Source organism: Sulfolobus tengchongensis (genome assembly GCF_036967215.1).
GTDB classification, from domain to species: domain Archaea; phylum Thermoproteota; class Thermoprotei_A; order Sulfolobales; family Sulfolobaceae; genus Saccharolobus; species Saccharolobus tengchongensis_A.
Window position 1 is genome coordinate 1,901,198 of record NZ_CP146016.1, and the last position, 17,319, is coordinate 1,918,516.

The window sequence follows — 17,319 nt, forward strand, 5'->3', positions numbered from 1 at the left end:
AAGAGGTTGTGTGATGTGGATGACGGGTTTTCTCTTCTAGATTTAGGCTATAACTATCATTCTAAGTCAATACTTATTGCTGACGCAGGAAATGAGATGGTAAAAGTACCCATAGTCGGAGTAGTAATAAAGAAAAAAGATTTGAAGATACTATTTGATACTGGCCCTGATATCAGGAAAAAATATCCAATAATGACAAGGCTAAATACTACTCAAACAGAGAGAAATTTATTATATAATCAATTGAAATTAATTGGCCTTGAGATCAAAGATATAGATCTAGTTGTAGTCTCTCATCTCCATTACGACCATGCAGGCTTCCTAGCGGAGTTCAAAAGAACACCAATATTGGTACAAAAAGATGAATTAAGATATGCCTATTATCCTGATTGGTATTATAGAGAGGTATATAACAGGCAAGATTTCGATTATTATGACCTTGAGTATATAACAATAAACGGAGACTATAAAATAGAAGATGGGATAGAAATTATTAGTCTACCTGGTCATACACCGGGTACACAAGGTTTGATTGTTGCTGCATCAAATGGAGGTGCCATATTTACTAGCGATGCACTATACACATTAGAAAACTTAATCCCTGTTAAGAGAAAACAAGGTTTAGATTGGAGCACTGGTTTATGGGGAGAATCGGTAGATAGAATTAAGCTTACATCGAAACTGAAAAAACTGGAAATATTTCCCGGACATGATGAAAAATTTTATTCTACTAAAGAATTCGCGCCACGTATGTACCCATTAAACTGGTAATAGTACTGAGGGAGCTAGATGATAGTAATTGGAGAAAAAGCTTATTGGGAACCAAAGCCTCAGACATACATAATTTCTGAGTCAATCACTAAATATAAGGATAAAATAGCTATAGATTACTTTGGCAAAAAATTAACATATGACGAACTAGGAAGGATGATTAACTCAGTTGCCTACCAACTTTCACCCTTTATAAAGAAAGGAGATATTGTAGTCTTATCCACACAGAATATTCCTCAGTTCATAATAGCTGAATATGCAGTATGGAAATTAGGAGGAGTTATATTGCCAGTAAACCCTTCATACACTAAAAGAGAATTAGAATATCTAGTTAAGGATTCTAACGCAAGACTTATGATAGCATCTTGTGAGTCTAATGTAGCAGATAATCTCATGGTAATTAGAACTAATCCGAGGACCTTTCATGAAATACCCTCTGAGTACGCGGAAAAATGGAAGGTTATGGATTGTGAGGAAGAGTTAGATTTTAGAAATGGTAAGGATATTCAGACTGTTGACCTCTCCTCTAATGATCTAGCTTTATTAGTCTATACGTCTGGAACCACTGGGAATCCAAAGGGGGTTCCAATATCACACTCCAACATTTATGCTTCATCCTGGATTTATAGAAATTGGTTTAAATTTGATGAAAATGATAAAATTTTGGGCATAGCACCCTTCTTTCATATAACCGGACAAATATTTCACATAACTACTTCAATACTTTCTGGATCCTCAATACACATTTCTTTTAGATTTGATCCGGAGCTTTCTTTAGAAACAGTTGAAAAGAGTAAGACCACTCTCACTATGTCCGTGGCAACTACTTATAGGGCAATGTTAAATGCCCTAGATAAACAAGATTTATCGAGCATGAGGATGTGGTCTTCTGGGGGCATGCCAATGCCTAAGACAATAGAAGAGGAGTGGAAAAAGAGGGTGGGAGAATGGATTTATATGGCTTGGGGCTTAACAGAGACTACTTCACCAGCTACGTTATGGCCCTATCCCTATGAAGGGAAATTACCAGTGGATCCGGAATATAATATAGTAAGCTCTGGTATACCAGTATATAATACTGAAATAAAAATTGCTGAAGACGGTGAAGTTCTAGTGAGGGGTCCCCAAGTAGTTAAAGGATATTGGAAGATGGAAGAATTCAAGGATGGATGGTTACCAACTGGAGACATTGGCAAAATAATTAATGGCTGGATTTATATAATTGATAGAAAGAAGGATATCATAAACGCTTCTGGTTTTAAAGTAATGCCCAGAGAAGTCGAAGAAGTGATTTATCAACACCCAGCAGTAGATGAAGTAGCTGTAGTAGGAATGCCGGATCAATACAGAGGAGAAACAGTTATAGCTTATGTTAAGCTAAAAAATAATTATTCGCCATCAGAAGAGCTAGCTAAAGACATTATTGATTATTGCAGAAAGTTTTTAGCACCTTATAAAGTTCCTAGAGAAGTCAAGTTTGTAGAAGATATTCCAAAAACTCCTTCTGGTAAGATTATGAGAAGAATATTTAAAGAGAGAAGTTAGATTAGTATTTTTGATCATATCTTTTCTTTGAAAATAAAAAGATTCTCAACATAAACTTGAAAGAATAGACTATAAAGATAACGTGGTCATTTCTTAATATAATCTCTAGTGTTAAATAAAAGAGCAGAACCGGCAAGCCTAATGATTTATGATCTCATTATTTCAATGAAACCCCATTTTAGTAACTTTTACTTTACACTAAACTAGTTAGGTATGATACTTATTAAATAGCTTATTGAGAAAGAAGACAGGAGAAAGCTATGTCAAAGGGAAAATTATATAGAGCACTCTCTAAAACTGCAATAATAGTTATAGTGGTAGTAATAGTAATAGCTGCTATTGCAGGAGGATTAGCTGCATACTATACTTCTCATGCTCCTTCTACAACTAGTACTAGCACAAGTATATCGACTACCTCATCATCTTTGACGTCTGTAACTTCGACAACTGTTACTCCTACAACTACAACTACTTCATCAAATGTGGTAGATTTCATAAATCCATGGGGAGCAGAAGATCCAGTAGGTCTGAAATGGATTGGAGGAAACTTCTCAATATACTATCCCGGTTACTCTGTTCAATTCACATCTTTACCCGGTGCTAGTGGTGTAGAAGAAAGATATGTAGTAATTAATGATATTGAGGCTGGTAAACTACAAGGTGTTTTCTGGGCTCACGGTGGACCAGAGGTCCTATCTTATGTTGAATTATTGCCAAATCCTCATGATCTATACAATATGACACCGTTATTAGCTCAAGAAGGATTATTCCAAAAAGGTGCAACCCAGGCCCTTATAGCCATATCCTATAATGGCACAATATTTGGTGCACCTACTAACGTACATAGAGCAGAAGAATTATACTTCAACCCTCAAATATTAAGAAAATATAATTTACCAATACCTACTAATTTAAGTACACTAATTTACGATACACAACAATTAGAGGCACATGGAATAACTCCATGGGCTGTATCTGGAGCTGAAGGTGGGTATGAGCAATTGCATTTATGGTTTGCAATATTCCTTTCAGTTGCTGCTCAATACTATGGTGCAGCAGGGGCAGCTAAGTTATCAAATGAGTTAATGTACGGCGTCTTAAATCTAAATAACGCAACTGTACAGAAAATTATTAATGAGACAGATAACATATTTGTCCAATTTGTAAGTCCAGGTTCAGTAATTCCAAGCTGGCAAAGCCAATCCATATGGTCTGCATTGGCACTAGTTATTAAAGGACAAGCAGTGTTTGAAGCAGGAGGTAACTGGTTAGCGGAATATGCAGCAATATGGTATAATACGACTGCTTATCCTGCTACTGAGCCCTACTTAAACTGGACAAATATTACACTAATGGCATTGCCATTCCCGGGCACACAAGGTATTTACGTAATAGATGTTGACTCAATTGCTATACCTACTGTTAATAATCCACAAGAGCAAGCTGCGATAAACTTCGTTAAATTCTGGACATCATATGAAGGACAGAAAATATGGACGTATTATAAAGGAGTATCCATATGGGCAAATGCGACAGATTATTACGCTACTCCAATGCAGTGGTATGATTATCAAGCTCTATTAAATACGCCTCCTCAGAACTTCACGTGGGCTTTTGCTGATGGTACTCTATTCGATGATGTCTTCTATTTCCTCATAGCCCAGGAATTAAACCTACAGGAGCAAGGAGCGTCATACATTCCAACATTCAATGCTGCTCTATATAAGGCTGAAAATATGACATTCCATGAATGGCAGATAGCTGCAAAGGACGGGTTTGGATTTGTAGGTCAAAGAGGACATCCATTTGGTGACTATTTACCACCATGGATAAATCCAACTACATATACATATAATGCCAGCTATACTCCATCTTTCTTAATAACGCCACCTCACTATCTGTTACCATATCTAAAGGAGTTAAATCAACAACAAGGTGTGAGCAAGATAAATAGTATAAACTATGTTATAAGCGGTATTAATTTACTTCCTTTCCCAGCCTTGCTAATGCTAATGATTTACCTAGATCAAAGAAAGTATAGACGATATGCTAATACATTCCTAGATAAAGTATTAAACAAGATAAGCTTTTTTTCTAATGTATTTTTATCTAGTTTTTTAACTTGTGATTCTAACTTATATTTAGGTGTATAAGTTATGAGAATGCAAGCATTATTGATGGCTGTACCAGGTTTCATCTTTGCGGCTTTTTTAATCTACTTATTAGTATTGAACGTTTACTTCTCGTTTTTAAATTGGTCCTTATTTAATCTTCATCCTACATTTGCAGGTTTAAGTACGTTCCAATCACTTTTTTCTCAATATTTTTTTGGGTTGGCAGCGATTCACACTATAGTATATACTGTAGCAGCTGTAGCAATAGGTAACATATTGGGGATACTAGGCGCTGGAATACTCTATTTTATTAAGAGCAATACAAGAAGAGCTATTTATCTTTCCATATTTCTATATCCATTGGCAGTTCCATCATCAACGTATGCGATTACTTGGCAATGGTTATTCAATCCCCAAACTGGTGTCAATCTAATTCTAAGATATTTTGGTATTCCCAATATAATTTGGTTGACTACTCAGCCAACTGTTTATGCTGGAATGATTATAATAGAAACTTGGGCATATACTGGACTTGCAGTATTATTTTTCCTAGCATCGTTCATGAGTGTTGATAAATCCATTGTTGAGGCAGCAAGAATTGACGGTGCAAATAACCTTTATTTATTATTCAGAGTTATCTTACCAAACTCAATGAACGGATTAATTGTATCTACAGCACTGCTATTTTTATTCTCGTTCAGAATATTCACGGTACCATTTACCATAGGTGGTCCTACAAATCCAAATATGGTGAGCCTAGTAGAGTATATTTACATATTGTTCAGCACGGAGTATTTCTCTTTATCATCAGCATTATCATCGTTAGTTGCGTTAATTGCAGCAGTGGTTATAATTCCTTATGCATTACTTGGATTGAAAAGGTGGGTTTTTAGGAGGTGAAATAAAATGGAAAAAAGAATAAGTAGAGGTAATTATATAATTAGTTCAATAAAATATGCTTTATTAGAAGTAGTTGCAGCGATACTGATGATAATGTGGCTTGTCCCATTATACGCCATGATCTTAGGAGGATTAAAGTCTAATTTAGAAGCTGCAAGCACTCCTATACTCCTTCCTCCCAGTAAGCCTTCTCTCGATGCTTATGCTTTTGCGTGGTTTGGCTATGCCACTATTCCCGGGTTAGAACCGACAATGTTAAGATACCTTATAGTAGTAGTACCTTCAGTGTTATTATCAACAATAATAGGTACTATGACTGCTTACTTCTTCTTCATACTTAGTGAAAAACATGGAATATTAAGTAATAGCCTCTTCTCCATAATGGCTTTAGCTACGTTTCTACCAATAGAGACTGTCACATTTCCACTAATTGAGTTAGAAACCTCACTAAATTTGTACAATACCTACATAGGCCTTATTTTCGCTCTACTAATATTTTACGTACCCACTTCAGCGTTACTGATGTCAATATTCCTTCCAGTTGTCCCTAGATACTTGATGGAATCCGCTAGGATGGATGGAGCTGGGGATTGGACCATATTGTGGAGAATAGTATTCCCATTAATATTTCCGGGATTTTTGTCCACATTAATATTCGTGTTCTTGCAGATTTGGAACCAATTCTTCATACCCCTAATATTGACAAATACGCCAAATATGTTAATGCTGCCAGTCGCAGCTAGATTTTACACTGCGGCGTATGCCCTAATTTATAATAGATCTTTTGCTGCTGGTGTAATTTCTTCCTTAATACCCTTAATAATATTTATATTTCTTGGTAGATATTTTATACGTGGTTTAGCTGCATTAGGAGGAGGAGCTAAAGGGGTGTAATAAAATGACCACTATAAAAGTAGAAAACTTGTCTAAAATATTTAAAAAAGGTAAGACAGAAGTTAGGGCAGTTGATAACATATCCATAAAGATAGATTCGGGATTAGCCTTTGGAGTATTGGGACCAAGTGGGCATGGAAAGACTACGTTCCTAAGGTTGATAGCTGGGTTAGAAGAGCCTACAAGCGGTTACATATATTTCGATGACGAAGTTGTCTCAGAACCGCGTAGAGTAGTACTTGGCCCAGAGAAGAGAGGCATTGCTATGGTATTTCAAAATTGGGCTTTATACCCCAATATGTCAGTCTTCGATAATATAGCGTTTCCTTTAAAATTAGCTAAAGTACCTAAAGATAAGATAGAGAGCAAGGTTAAGGAAGTCGCGGAAGAGCTAGGCTTAGCTGGCGTTCTGAATAGGTATCCTAAAGAACTCTCGGGAGGTCAAATGCAGAGAACTGCAATAGCAAGGGCGTTAGTTAAGGATCCTAAGGTTCTGTTATTAGATGAACCCTTTAGTAATTTGGATGCACAGATTAGGGAAAGTGCAAGAGCTCTAGTGAGAAAAATTCAGAGAGAGAGGAAATTAACTACACTAATAGTATCTCATGACCCAGCAGATATATTTGCAATTGCAAATAAGGCCGGAGTTATAGTTCACGGCAAATTCGCTCAAATAGGAACACCTACAGAAATATATGAATACCCTGCAACTGATTTAATTGCTAGGTTAACAGGTGAAATAAATCTATTACAAGCTAAGGTTATAGAAAATAATGCCGTAATAAGTAACTTGAAAATTCCCCTTAAAAACGTGGAGTTAAAGGGACAGAATAACGTAGTAGTTGGAATAAGACCTGATGATTTGTCACTCTCTGATACTCCACTAGATAAGTATGTAGACGTAGGCACTGTGAAGATTAAGTTAGTAAGCTATGGAGCGGGTATATTTAAGATAGTTGTTTCACCAGTAGCAGATGAAAGTGTTGATATAATAGTTGATGCTGAAGAACCTTTAGAAGCTGGAGTCGAGACTCATTTGTTGGTTAAGATAGGTAAGATAAAGGTATTTGACCAGAGTGGGAATAATCTACTTGCAAGTAAGACTGAAATTGTTAAGTGATCTTACTTTTTATTCTCTAGATAAATCTTGATTTTATTTACATTAAGAGTAATTTCTTCCATGTAATGAAGAGCTACAACAATTCTATTCTTCGTTCTTTACCTATATGATTGAGTTAAAATTTAGATATGCCTATTATCGAGTTTCACATAAAAACAGCCATAAACAATATTATCAGTTGTTAATGACTTTTGAAGTTAAATTGAAAGTGAAGAGATCATTTCTCGTTACATTTTCTTATTTTCAATATCACTTGCACATTAATTTACGGTCTAGGAAAACTTTTCATAAATGCTTGGTGATAATGGTGAATCTTTATTAATCGTTCCGACGAAATTACCCTCATGAATAGCAAATTAAATGGTAGAGTTGCGATAGTTACGGGTTCAGCTAGGGGAATAGGAAAAGAAATTGCAAAAATCTTATCAAAGGAAGGAGCAAAGGTCGTATTGTTTGATGTATTAGACCTTGTGTATTCAACCGCAAAAGAAATTGGTGAAGATACATTGGCATTTAAAGGAGACATCACTAAGAAGACTGATATCGAAAATGCTGTGCAGGACGTTATAAGGAATTTTGGTAAAATCGATATCCTGGTTAATAATGCTGGAATTTATCCAGCTAAATCTTTCTTGGAAATGTCAGAAGAAGAGTGGGATAAGGTTATAAACATTAATCTAAAAGGAACCTTCCTATTCACTAAAGCTGTAGTACCTCATATGATAGAGCGAAAGTATGGTAGAATAATAAACATTGCAAGTATCGCAGGAACGATAGTGGGATTTCCAAATCTTTCTCATTATTGTGCCAGTAAAGCGGGAATTTTAGGTTTCACTAGGGGAATAGCCCTTGAACTAGCCAGATATAATATTACTGTAAATGCCATAGCGCCCGGACCTATTGACGTTCTTGATAGTAAAGAAACAGAACAAGAAGTCACTAAGGCTATTCCGGTAGGAAGAATCGGAAAACCGATAGATGTAGCAAATGCTGTATTGTTTCTATCACTAGAGGAGTCTAGTTTCATAACTGGGCAATTAATAGTAGTAGACGGTGGATATACAGTGCTATAATACAATCCTATTTGTTCATTTTAATTTTTTAATAAAGCTTGCTCTTTATTATTTGTGATAACATTAATGATTAAATTAAATTCATTTTTAATTAAAATATTAGATTAATCTAATAACGATATAGTTTGTGGATTTTCTGAAAATTGAGGCTATTTTCTATATCAGGACTATTCATAGAATTATCGTCTAGTTTCCAAATGATACACACACTAATAACGATAAAATATTATTCGAGATTCAAATACTCCATGATCAAATGATATTTTACCATCACAATACGCTTCTGGTTAGCGCAAAAAACGACGTGAAAATAAGTAGAGGTACGAAGATTAATTATGGACGGTCCCTAGAACACTCGTTTTATTTTTCCAAAAATTTGGTTGAGAGAAAATAGTAAGTAGTTTTATCCCCATCGGAGAAAATTAAATTCCTAATGACCAGATCTCCATAAACCTTTATTTAAAAAGTTAAGCGAAAACGTTATTATTATAATGGGATATTGCATCTCATGTTAGAGGATCTTTTTAATGAAATGATGAAAGGTAACTTACTATTGATTGATATGACATATGATATGTTTAATGGAATGCAGACGTACATTGGAGACCCACCATTTAAGCGCGAATATTTTAGAAAAGGCAATAAATATGGTGAAGTTACCTTATCAACAGTTTACATGGGACTTCACTCTGGTACTCATATAGATCTTCCTTTGCATTTCGTACCAAATGGAGATAGTGTAGAGAAATTCGATATACTAAAGTTTGTTGGATTTGGAACTGTACTTGATTTGAGTTTTAAAAAGTTAGGAGAGCCAATAACTGCTAATGATCTAAGAAAGTTCGATGATAAGATAAGAGAAAACATGGTAATAATGCTGTATACTGGATTTTCGTCAACTAGGGGTAAAGAGGATTTCCTATATAATTGGCCTTATCTAGATTCCAGTGGTGCAGATTATCTGACCTCTAAAAAGATAAGAGCAGTTGGAATAGAAAGTATGAGTATTGCTGGATGGGCTGGAAAAGAATATCCAGCCAAGACAACATGGGATGAAGTGGTATATGTGCATTACAAATTACTTAATAATGGTATAATAATAATGGAGAGCGTAAATAACATGAAGAGAGTTTTGGAGGAGTGTAAAAACTCTAACGCGTTGTTCTTCTATTTGCCTTTGAAAATTGTCGGAGCTGAAGGAGGACCTACGAGATTATTCGCTATTTGCGAGAGAAGATAAAAGAGATGTAATTCTCTTCCGTGCTAATTCCTCACTTTTCTGTTCACATATGGTTAATGGGGGCCTTACAACATTTTTTATTGGCATATTTAATATCTTAAATAATACCTTAACTGACGCTGTATATGAGTTACAATAATCGTAAATTTCGGTTAGATTTAAGAGATCAAGCCAATATTTATTAGCTCTCTCCATATCACCTTTTTTCCAACTATCATATACTCTTGTGTGAAATTTAGGAACAACATTTGCAAGTCCCATTACACCGCCATTGCCTCCCATAGATAAGAGGGGCAATAAATACTCATCAAATCCAGTGAGTATTGCAAAGTCTTTTCTCACTTCTCTTAGTTCTTTAATTAGTCTCTTAAAGTAAATCAGACTGTCAAAAGTTACTTTAGTTCCTATTATGTTCGAATATTGGGAAATTAATGTTTTATAAGTGGAAATTGATATATTCATTCCGGTATAGAGGGGTATATTGTAAATTATAATGGGTATGTCCACTTTCTCAGCTATTAAAGAGAAGTGATGAATTAATTCCTTCTCGCTAACTTTGAAGAAATAAGGAGGTAATATAACTATAGCGTCCACACCTAAATCTTTGAACTCCTTACCTAATTTTACGGATTCTTCAGTAAAGTTAGTTGAAATTCCGGAAAAAACTGGTACGCTGTCCTTTTTAGAATCCATAACAATTTTAGTGGTTAACCTCATCTCATCTATACTTAGGCTAGCGAATTCGCCAACACTGGAGTTTACAAATAGACCATTAACCTTATTTTCGATCAAATATGACACTAACCATTTAAGACTTTCTTTGTCTATTGAATAGTCCTCTAAAAATGGAGTGATAAGAGGTACTACTACTCCTTCTAATTTAAAGTTCATAAATAAACTACAACTAATTGGCTTTAATGCTTTCATGTAGAATCATTTAGATATAACAATTGCATTTCCTAATTTAAAATAATGAAAAATTGATCATAAAATATCTATAAAATAAATTCTGAGAAAAATTACTTTTTCTAAATATATTCTAACATGAAGTTAGTTCCTAAGAATTTAATTGAGTTAAAGATTTTTTTGGAGAATCTGTAGCCCATTTATGAGAGACATCACAGTGTAGTGCTTTACGGATTTTAACATGAGGAAACATCTATCAAGAAACTTCGTACCAAAGTGAAATAAGTGAGCGATACTATCCACGTTAATAGGGAATTTCAACCACAAACTTATATTAGCATGGAACTGAAAAAGTCTCAATAAAGATGGACTTGAAGGGATTTTCAGAGAACTAATACACAGTGATATAAATTCCCTTTAAAAAGTAGCTCCACCTAATATATCTAATAAGATCTCTAGTCCATATGTAGTTGCTATTCCTATGAACAACCATGTCCAGAACTTAGCTTTAAATCCGCCTAATAGTGAGGCTGCAGTTATATTAATCCTTATCATTACGAATACTAGAGAAGCAGAAGCGACTACATTAAGAAAAGCTAGGAATATTTGATTCGTAATTCCTAAATAATATATTGATGCTCCTAACGTAGTAGGCAAACCGGCAAGTAATGATAGTAAGATAAGGGTCTTTAATGCTATCATGCGTTTAGATACAACACTTGGTGACGAGATAGCAATACCCTCAGTGGCGTTATGAATGGCAAAGCCTATAGTAAAAGCCCAAGCAGAGGCCAACGATCCAGATAGTAGAGCTGCAGCTATCGCAAATCCTTCACCTACATTATGAACTCCTAAAGCGCTTGCTATCATTATTGGCAATGCTTGACCATTTGGGTTCTTTTCTAAGAGACTTAAAAGCACCCACGTTCCTATTAACCCTATGGATGTGATAATAAGCGCAATAGTGAAATCTGCAAATTGTTTTGACGATAAAAAGTCTGTAACTATTTCCTCAGCCTCTGATCCAGTATCTAATGCCAAATACGAAAGTATACCTCCCGTGAAGGCTCCTAAATAGCCCAAGGCGTTTTTGCTGAACTTACCTCTACTTACTGCAATGGAACCAATTGCTACTGTACATCCTGCAATTAAACCTAAGATGATTGGGAAATAGTTCATTTCTTTTCGCCATGTCGTAATTGTAAAAACAAGACTATAAACTTGTCTATCATAATTAATCATATAGGTTAAATGGGTATTAAATCTACTAAATATTCTATATTTGATTCGCAAAAAGGAAATAATGGTTAGACTACTATATCTAGATTATTTGAGATATATTACAAAGCTAGCTGTTCAGCTTTTTAGATTAAACGAATTGATTTCTCATCCTAATTTTAGACTAATATTACTCTAAGGATTTCTAGAGGTCTGATAACTTGGCCAAGGTTGTCTATAGGGATCCATACTTGCTGGAGTATTAAAAACTCGAACTTTATTCGATTATCTTCTTGAATCTTATGGATGCTAGTAAGTACATTGTAAAATTGAATATTACAATAGCTATGAGATCTACTATCACACTATCCATGTTACCAGTTATCATTAATCTTCTAGAAATGTCTATTATGTAAGTTAATGGGTTGCCTAAAGCAATATATTGAAGCGCTTTTGGCATTATGCTTATGGGATATAAACCACTGCTAGCAAAGAATAATGGCATTGTTATTGCTTGACCTATTCCCATGAATCTTTCTCTTGTTTTCATAAACGATGCTATGATAACTGAGAGAGAGGCAAAGCCACTGGATACAAAAAATATTATGAGCGAAGCTATAAGGAAGAAGATCACATTATAAAACCTAACACCAAGCAATAACGCAACTATCGTTATAATGAGTATTTGAAATAGACTCCTTATTCCCGATGCGAAAGATCTTCCTATCACTATGGAGTATCTCGGGAGTGGCGTAGTTATTAATTTTTTCAAGATTCCAGATTCCCTCTCCCAAACTAATGTCAATCCATAAAATATAGAGATAAAAGTTGAGGATTGGATAATTATTGCTGGAGTTATGTAATCTATATAAGGTATACCTCCAGTAGGTATTGCTCTAATTCTGCTAATTACAGTACCGTAAAGTACTAGCCATAATATTGGCTGTACAGCCCTAGTGTACAATTCTGTTCTATCGTTCTTTAACTTCCTTAACTCTAATTCAAGCATGGTAAATATATAACTTGCAATGTTAACCACTACTCAACCACCCTTAATTCTGCTTCTGACTTGTCTAACCTCAGTACTTCTTCCTCTAACCTCTATACTATTTCCAACATACTTTATGAAAACGTCGTCAAGAGTTATTTCCCTTACTTCCAATCTTTTGAATTTTATATTATTATTTCTCATAAAGTCTATTAAACTGGGTAGCACAATATCAGTATCCTTAACTATTACGCTAACTTGATTACTTTTTATGATAATATCTTCGACGCTATTAATTTCTTTGATTTTATATAGTAGCTCATTGTTACTATTATTTTCTGTCTCAAACGAAATTATTGTACTCCCTATGCTCCTTTTAAGTTCTTCAGAAGTTCCAACCCTAAGTATCTTCCCCTTATCAATAAGAGCTATCTTATCTGAATAGATATCCGCCTCATCCATATAATGAGTAGTGAAAAATATCGTTATCTCATGTTCCTCCTTGAACACTTTTAGTTCTTCCCATACTACCTTCCTAGCTACTGGATCTAATCCTATTGTAGGTTCATCTAAAAATAAGATTTTAGGCATTGTTAGAAGAGCACATGCTATCTCCAGCCTCCTGATCATCCCTCCAGAATAGGTCTTTACTAGATCATTCCTAACCTCATATAAACCAAATTTATCTAGAATATCTTCAATTCTTTCCTTTCTTTCGGACGAAGGTATACCATATATTTTAGCATAGATTAAAAGATTGTCGTACGCAGTAAGGTCTGTCCAGACACTTATCTCTTGCGGAACATAACCAATAACCTTTCTAACTTTATCAGGCTCATCTGTAACACTATAACCTCCCACAAACGCAGAACCATTAGTAGGGGGAATTTGAGTAGTCAATATTCTAATTAGTGTAGTCTTTCCTGCTCCATTAGGTCCCAGAAGAGCGAAAGCAGTACCCTTCTCGACCTCTAAGTTAACTCCATTTAGAGCTTTTACTTCACCGTTATATATTTTTACTAGATCTTTCACATAAATCGAAAGATTATTAAAAAACACGTGATATCGTAATCGAAATATATTTTAAAGTTATCTCTTATGATTTAGGATTTAAGACGGCTTGATAGATTAGAATAATATACCATCTTAAGAAGACAAAACTAGGGCTCGAAGTTAATATTGTATACATCTACGTTGCATTTAAATACGTTTATCACTATTTTTCCTTATTATGAAGGAAAAGGTAATCTTATTTTTAGGCGGTGTCGCTTTTGGAACTGCTGCAATATTTGTTAAATTTTGCACGATATCTCCGCCTTTGATCACCTTTTTAAGATTCGTAATAGCTGGGGCAATTCTCCTTACCTTTTCCCGAAAGAGAGAGTTTAAATTGAAATACTTTATCATCCCTTCATTATTCCTTTCACTTCATATGGTTCTTTTTGTAAGTAGTGTTTTCCTAACCACAATATCTGCCTCTACTATTTTAGTCTCTACAAGCCCTTTATTTGCGATGATCTTGAGGAAGAGAATTGACCTATTCGTGATTATAGCATTAGTGGGAATAATAATCATGAATTATAATGAAAATTTAGGATATCTTTTGGGGAATGTTTTTGCATTAATGTCTGCAGTTTCATTTTCTCTTTATACCTATTTCTTATCTAAGTTGGACTATGATTTCATTTCAACTGCGCCTCTCATCTACTTATTATCTTCAGTATTTATGATTCCAATTTTACCTATTTATGGTCTAGGTGAGTTTAATTTAACTTCTATATTGGCAATCTTTGGCCTTGTTCTAATTCCCACTTTGATTGGACATGGTTCAGTTATATATACCGCAAATAAACTACCAATTAGTCTTGTAACTTCTGCAGAGCTTATTGAGCCCGTAGTCGCAACGTTATTAGCAATACCAATTTTTCATCAAATTCCGAATATTCAAGAGATCATAGGGGGAACTATAACGTTAATTTCAATTTACTTTGCATTTAAAAAGTAAATGACAACTATATTAGTAAAATTTTGAAATCAATTAGTAGTAGTACCTACGATTCTTAATGGTCTTTTCTTAGCTTGTCAAGGTTTTTCTTAAATAATAAAAAATAAAAGGATATAGATTGATAGTTTGTAGTGCAAAGTACTTTGGGGGGCAAAGTAATATTTACAAAAAGACCGAGATATGATATAGAAGAGATTTTCGATAGAGAAGAAGAAATAAAACAATTAATATTCTTGTTGAAAAATAATGAATGGACCATAATCCTTGGTCCTAGAATGAGTGGGAAAACTAGTTTAGCGTTAGCTGTATCCAACAGTATACCGAATAAAAGGGTTGTATATGTAGACTTAGTTAAAGTTAAGGGACTTAAGGACTTCGTAAATAGATTATACTTTTCAATACCCAAAACGTTAACAGAAAAAGTTAAGGAATCACTAGACGTAATAGGAGTTAGAGTAGGACCAACCACCTTATCATTTAAGCTGAGATCCACATCTGTAATTGAGACAATTATAAAGAGCATTTGCCAGGATACAATTTTAATATTGGATGAGGCACAAGATCTAAAAGAAGGTATCAATCATTTAGTTCCGGTTCTACATAGATTGTTAAATACTTGTCCTTCACTTTCAGTGATATTCACTGGATCAGCAATTGGATTAATAAAAACTCTTTTGGAGCAGAAAGGCGAACAACCATTAGCTGGAAGGAAGCCAACAGAGATATTACTAAAACCTTGGAGTGAGGAAACTGCTATTGAATATTTAGAGGAAGGGCTACAAAATTGTAAGGTAAAATATACTAAAGAGGAAATAAGAGAAGTAATAAATGAACTTGGCACATTAGTAGGTTGGTTAAACATTTACGGAGTTAATAGATGTGTTAAGAAACATGAAGACGCTTTAAAATACGCAATAGAAGAAGCAATAGGAATAGCAATGGAGGAAATAAATAATATAATTGAAGATCAAGCATGGAGGAGAAAAGCGATAAAGCTATTAGCGATAGGTTCAACATGGAGTATTCTAGAGGATAATTTAAAGGTGTCCACGGAAACATTATCAAAATTCCTTGACAGACTAGAGAGGTTATATGTTGTGCAAAAAATTGGGAGAACCTACGTGATTTCAGATCCAGTATACAGAAAAGCTTCATTAAGAGCTTAAATAACATCTAGAAGTTTTTAATTACCTTAAGAATTTTTAAGAAATGTTTACGCAATTGTTAATGAGTACCAATAGTAGAAACGTTAGTGACTCTAGTACCACGGAATACTTGGTTCTATAATATCATGCGAACTACTTTATTCTCACTCATAGATCAAAAATATACCCTGCTGATCTTATATTTTTTATAATAAGAAATCTATTTAATAGAAAATTAAAAGCATAAAATACTCTTCATCTAAAGACATGAATAAATTATGAGTTAATTAGCCATACTGACTTCTCCTCGCCCTTAAAAAGGCGAAGCTTTCTGCCCGCAATTTTTGTAATTTTTAGCTTGGATACTGGATATTTTTAACTTATCTGAATATTTATGTAATATGAAGGAGAGTAACTTCTATATATGAAACACGTACTAAGTTCTAGATGAATTAACATAAATATTAAGTTTCTTAATACGAGTGGAACATGATACAATATGCATAATTTTTCGAAATTTACGATACAAATTGAAGCAAAAAGATATTTAACTGGAGAAGTTTAAAAATATAAGTGTGATAAAGAGTTATAGCGTTGTCTTAACGCACGATGACTGGACCTTACTCACTGATAAATATCCTGAAGAGGAATTAAGGGTATTAATGAAAGTACGTACTCCATCATTTGAGAGAATGGAAGAAAATATAATTGCGGAAGCTTACGTTAATGAACCAACAGTACTAACTGAGCTGATAAATAACATTAAGTCTAACAATAGAGTAACTAAAATTAAAATTATAGAAAATATTAGAACTAAAAATGAAATAAGGGCTTTAATCTTACTCTCAGCTAAATTAAGGGGAGGAATAAGTGAACTCTTAATGAATAAAGGAGCTTATTACATTTCTGAATACATTGCAAATGGTTTAGAGAGATGGAAAATAGTAATAGATGATCGAACTTTTAAGGAACTCATACTGCCAGACTTAAAAGAAATCACCTTTAGCTTAAAGATAGTGGAGAAAGAAAATAATGTACTGTCTGTTAAAAATTTACTTACAAGTAAAGAAACTGAAATTATATATAAAGCGTATAAACTAGGTTATTTCGATTGGCCTAAAAAAATAGATTTAAATGAGTTATCAGAGGAGTTGGGGATAAGTAAGGCTGCTACACTACAAGCATTGAGAAGGGCTATGAGTAAATTGATCAAGAACTACATAGATAGTATAGCTTGATGTAACTTTTACTGGAACGTAAAAGTTGCTTCTAATTCAATCTTGCGCACTTTTTACACTCAAATAAAGATTTTTTTAGACATTGACCATAGTGTTCTCGAGTAGGTATGAATTATGCCCGTACATCCTTTACGATTATTTTATCCTTTACCTCTTACTATA

15 protein-coding genes are annotated in these 17,319 nt (G+C 34.2%); 11 read left to right on the forward strand and 4 right to left on the reverse strand.

Annotation, left to right across the window (positions count from 1 at the left end; genetic code table 11):
- The first annotated feature begins 15 nt into the window (after positions 1 to 15).
- The 8 genes from V6M85_RS08985 to V6M85_RS09020 all read left to right on the forward strand — a co-directional run bounded on the left by V6M85_RS08985 (position 16) and on the right by V6M85_RS09020 (position 9,657).
- Complete coding sequence (locus V6M85_RS08985) at positions 16 to 771, forward strand: N-acyl homoserine lactonase family protein (RefSeq protein WP_338598974.1); 756 nt, start codon at positions 16 to 18, stop codon at positions 769 to 771.
- 18 nt (positions 772 to 789) lie between these two features.
- Positions 790 to 2,316 (forward strand): AMP-binding protein, encoded by a 1,527-nt coding sequence (locus V6M85_RS08990; protein ID WP_338598977.1) that lies wholly within the window; start codon positions 790 to 792, stop codon positions 2,314 to 2,316.
- 260 nt (positions 2,317 to 2,576) lie between these two features.
- On the forward strand, positions 2,577 to 4,469 hold the full coding sequence (gene glcS / locus V6M85_RS08995; RefSeq protein WP_338598980.1) for a glucose ABC transporter substrate-binding protein GlcS: 1,893 nt from the start codon (positions 2,577 to 2,579) through the stop codon (positions 4,467 to 4,469).
- A 3-nt stretch (positions 4,470 to 4,472) separates the two neighbouring features.
- Entirely contained in the window at positions 4,473 to 5,330 is an 858-nt protein-coding gene (glcT, locus tag V6M85_RS09000) for a glucose ABC transporter permease GlcT (protein ID WP_338598983.1), read from the forward strand.
- A gap of 6 nt (positions 5,331 to 5,336) precedes the next feature.
- On the forward strand, positions 5,337 to 6,224 hold the full coding sequence (gene glcU, locus V6M85_RS09005; RefSeq protein ID WP_338598985.1) for a glucose ABC transporter permease GlcU: 888 nt from the start codon (positions 5,337 to 5,339) through the stop codon (positions 6,222 to 6,224).
- A 4-nt stretch (positions 6,225 to 6,228) separates the two neighbouring features.
- On the forward strand, positions 6,229 to 7,344 hold the full coding sequence (gene glcV / locus V6M85_RS09010; RefSeq protein ID WP_338598988.1) for a glucose ABC transporter ATP-binding protein GlcV: 1,116 nt from the start codon (positions 6,229 to 6,231) through the stop codon (positions 7,342 to 7,344).
- Between the two features lie 344 nt (positions 7,345 to 7,688).
- Positions 7,689 to 8,417 (forward strand): SDR family NAD(P)-dependent oxidoreductase, encoded by a 729-nt coding sequence (locus V6M85_RS09015; protein WP_338598990.1) that lies wholly within the window; start codon positions 7,689 to 7,691, stop codon positions 8,415 to 8,417.
- Positions 8,418 to 8,925: 508 nt separating this feature from the next.
- Positions 8,926 to 9,657, forward strand: coding sequence for a cyclase family protein (locus V6M85_RS09020; protein WP_338598992.1), 732 nt, complete (start codon positions 8,926 to 8,928; stop codon positions 9,655 to 9,657).
- Here the strand turns inward: V6M85_RS09020 and V6M85_RS09025 are convergent.
- From V6M85_RS09025 to V6M85_RS09040, 4 genes are all read right to left on the reverse strand, one after another.
- Positions 9,631 to 10,548, reverse strand: a complete 918-nt coding sequence (locus V6M85_RS09025; RefSeq protein ID WP_338598994.1) for a dihydrodipicolinate synthase family protein — start codon at positions 10,546 to 10,548, stop codon at positions 9,631 to 9,633. The two genes, V6M85_RS09020 and V6M85_RS09025, sit on opposite strands and share 27 nt — an antisense overlap.
- 432 nt (positions 10,549 to 10,980) lie before the next feature.
- On the reverse strand, positions 10,981 to 11,742 hold the full coding sequence (locus V6M85_RS09030; RefSeq protein WP_338598997.1) for a ZIP family metal transporter: 762 nt from the start codon (positions 11,740 to 11,742) through the stop codon (positions 10,981 to 10,983).
- Positions 11,743 to 12,058: 316 nt separating this feature from the next.
- Positions 12,059 to 12,820 (reverse strand): ABC transporter permease, encoded by a 762-nt coding sequence (locus V6M85_RS09035; protein ID WP_338598999.1) that lies wholly within the window; start codon positions 12,818 to 12,820, stop codon positions 12,059 to 12,061.
- Between the two features lie 3 nt (positions 12,821 to 12,823).
- The gene (locus V6M85_RS09040; protein ID WP_338599001.1) at positions 12,824 to 13,828 is read right to left on the reverse strand and encodes an ATP-binding cassette domain-containing protein; all 1,005 of its coding nucleotides are present in this window, start codon (positions 13,826 to 13,828) and stop codon (positions 12,824 to 12,826) included.
- Between the two features lie 172 nt (positions 13,829 to 14,000).
- Between V6M85_RS09040 and V6M85_RS09045 the strand changes: the two genes are divergently transcribed.
- From V6M85_RS09045 to V6M85_RS09055, 3 genes are all read left to right on the forward strand, one after another.
- The gene (locus V6M85_RS09045; protein WP_338599003.1) at positions 14,001 to 14,774 is read left to right on the forward strand and encodes a DMT family transporter; all 774 of its coding nucleotides are present in this window, start codon (positions 14,001 to 14,003) and stop codon (positions 14,772 to 14,774) included.
- Positions 14,775 to 14,905: 131 nt separating this feature from the next.
- On the forward strand, positions 14,906 to 15,940 hold the full coding sequence (locus tag V6M85_RS09050) for an ATP-binding protein (protein ID WP_338599005.1): 1,035 nt from the start codon (positions 14,906 to 14,908) through the stop codon (positions 15,938 to 15,940).
- Positions 15,941 to 16,494: 554 nt separating this feature from the next.
- Positions 16,495 to 17,157 (forward strand): helix-turn-helix domain-containing protein, encoded by a 663-nt coding sequence (locus V6M85_RS09055; RefSeq protein ID WP_338599008.1) that lies wholly within the window; start codon positions 16,495 to 16,497, stop codon positions 17,155 to 17,157.
- The last annotated feature ends 162 nt before the right edge of the window (positions 17,158 to 17,319 follow it).

Coding starts and splice junctions, on each gene's coding strand:
- V6M85_RS08990 (WP_338598977.1), top strand. CDS start 790: ATGATAGTAATTGGAGAAAAAGCTTATTGGGAACCAAAGCCTCAGACA.
- glcS (WP_338598980.1), top strand. CDS start 2,577: ATGTCAAAGGGAAAATTATATAGAGCACTCTCTAAAACTGCAATAATA.
- glcT (WP_338598983.1), top strand. CDS start 4,473: ATGAGAATGCAAGCATTATTGATGGCTGTACCAGGTTTCATCTTTGCG.
- glcU (WP_338598985.1), top strand. CDS start 5,337: ATGGAAAAAAGAATAAGTAGAGGTAATTATATAATTAGTTCAATAAAA.
- glcV (WP_338598988.1), top strand. CDS start 6,229: ATGACCACTATAAAAGTAGAAAACTTGTCTAAAATATTTAAAAAAGGT.
- V6M85_RS09015 (WP_338598990.1), top strand. CDS start 7,689: ATGAATAGCAAATTAAATGGTAGAGTTGCGATAGTTACGGGTTCAGCT.
- V6M85_RS09020 (WP_338598992.1), top strand. CDS start 8,926: ATGTTAGAGGATCTTTTTAATGAAATGATGAAAGGTAACTTACTATTG.
- V6M85_RS09025 (WP_338598994.1), bottom strand. CDS start 10,548: ATGAACTTTAAATTAGAAGGAGTAGTAGTACCTCTTATCACTCCATTT.
- V6M85_RS09030 (WP_338598997.1), bottom strand. CDS start 11,742: ATGAACTATTTCCCAATCATCTTAGGTTTAATTGCAGGATGTACAGTA.
- V6M85_RS09045 (WP_338599003.1), top strand. CDS start 14,001: ATGAAGGAAAAGGTAATCTTATTTTTAGGCGGTGTCGCTTTTGGAACT.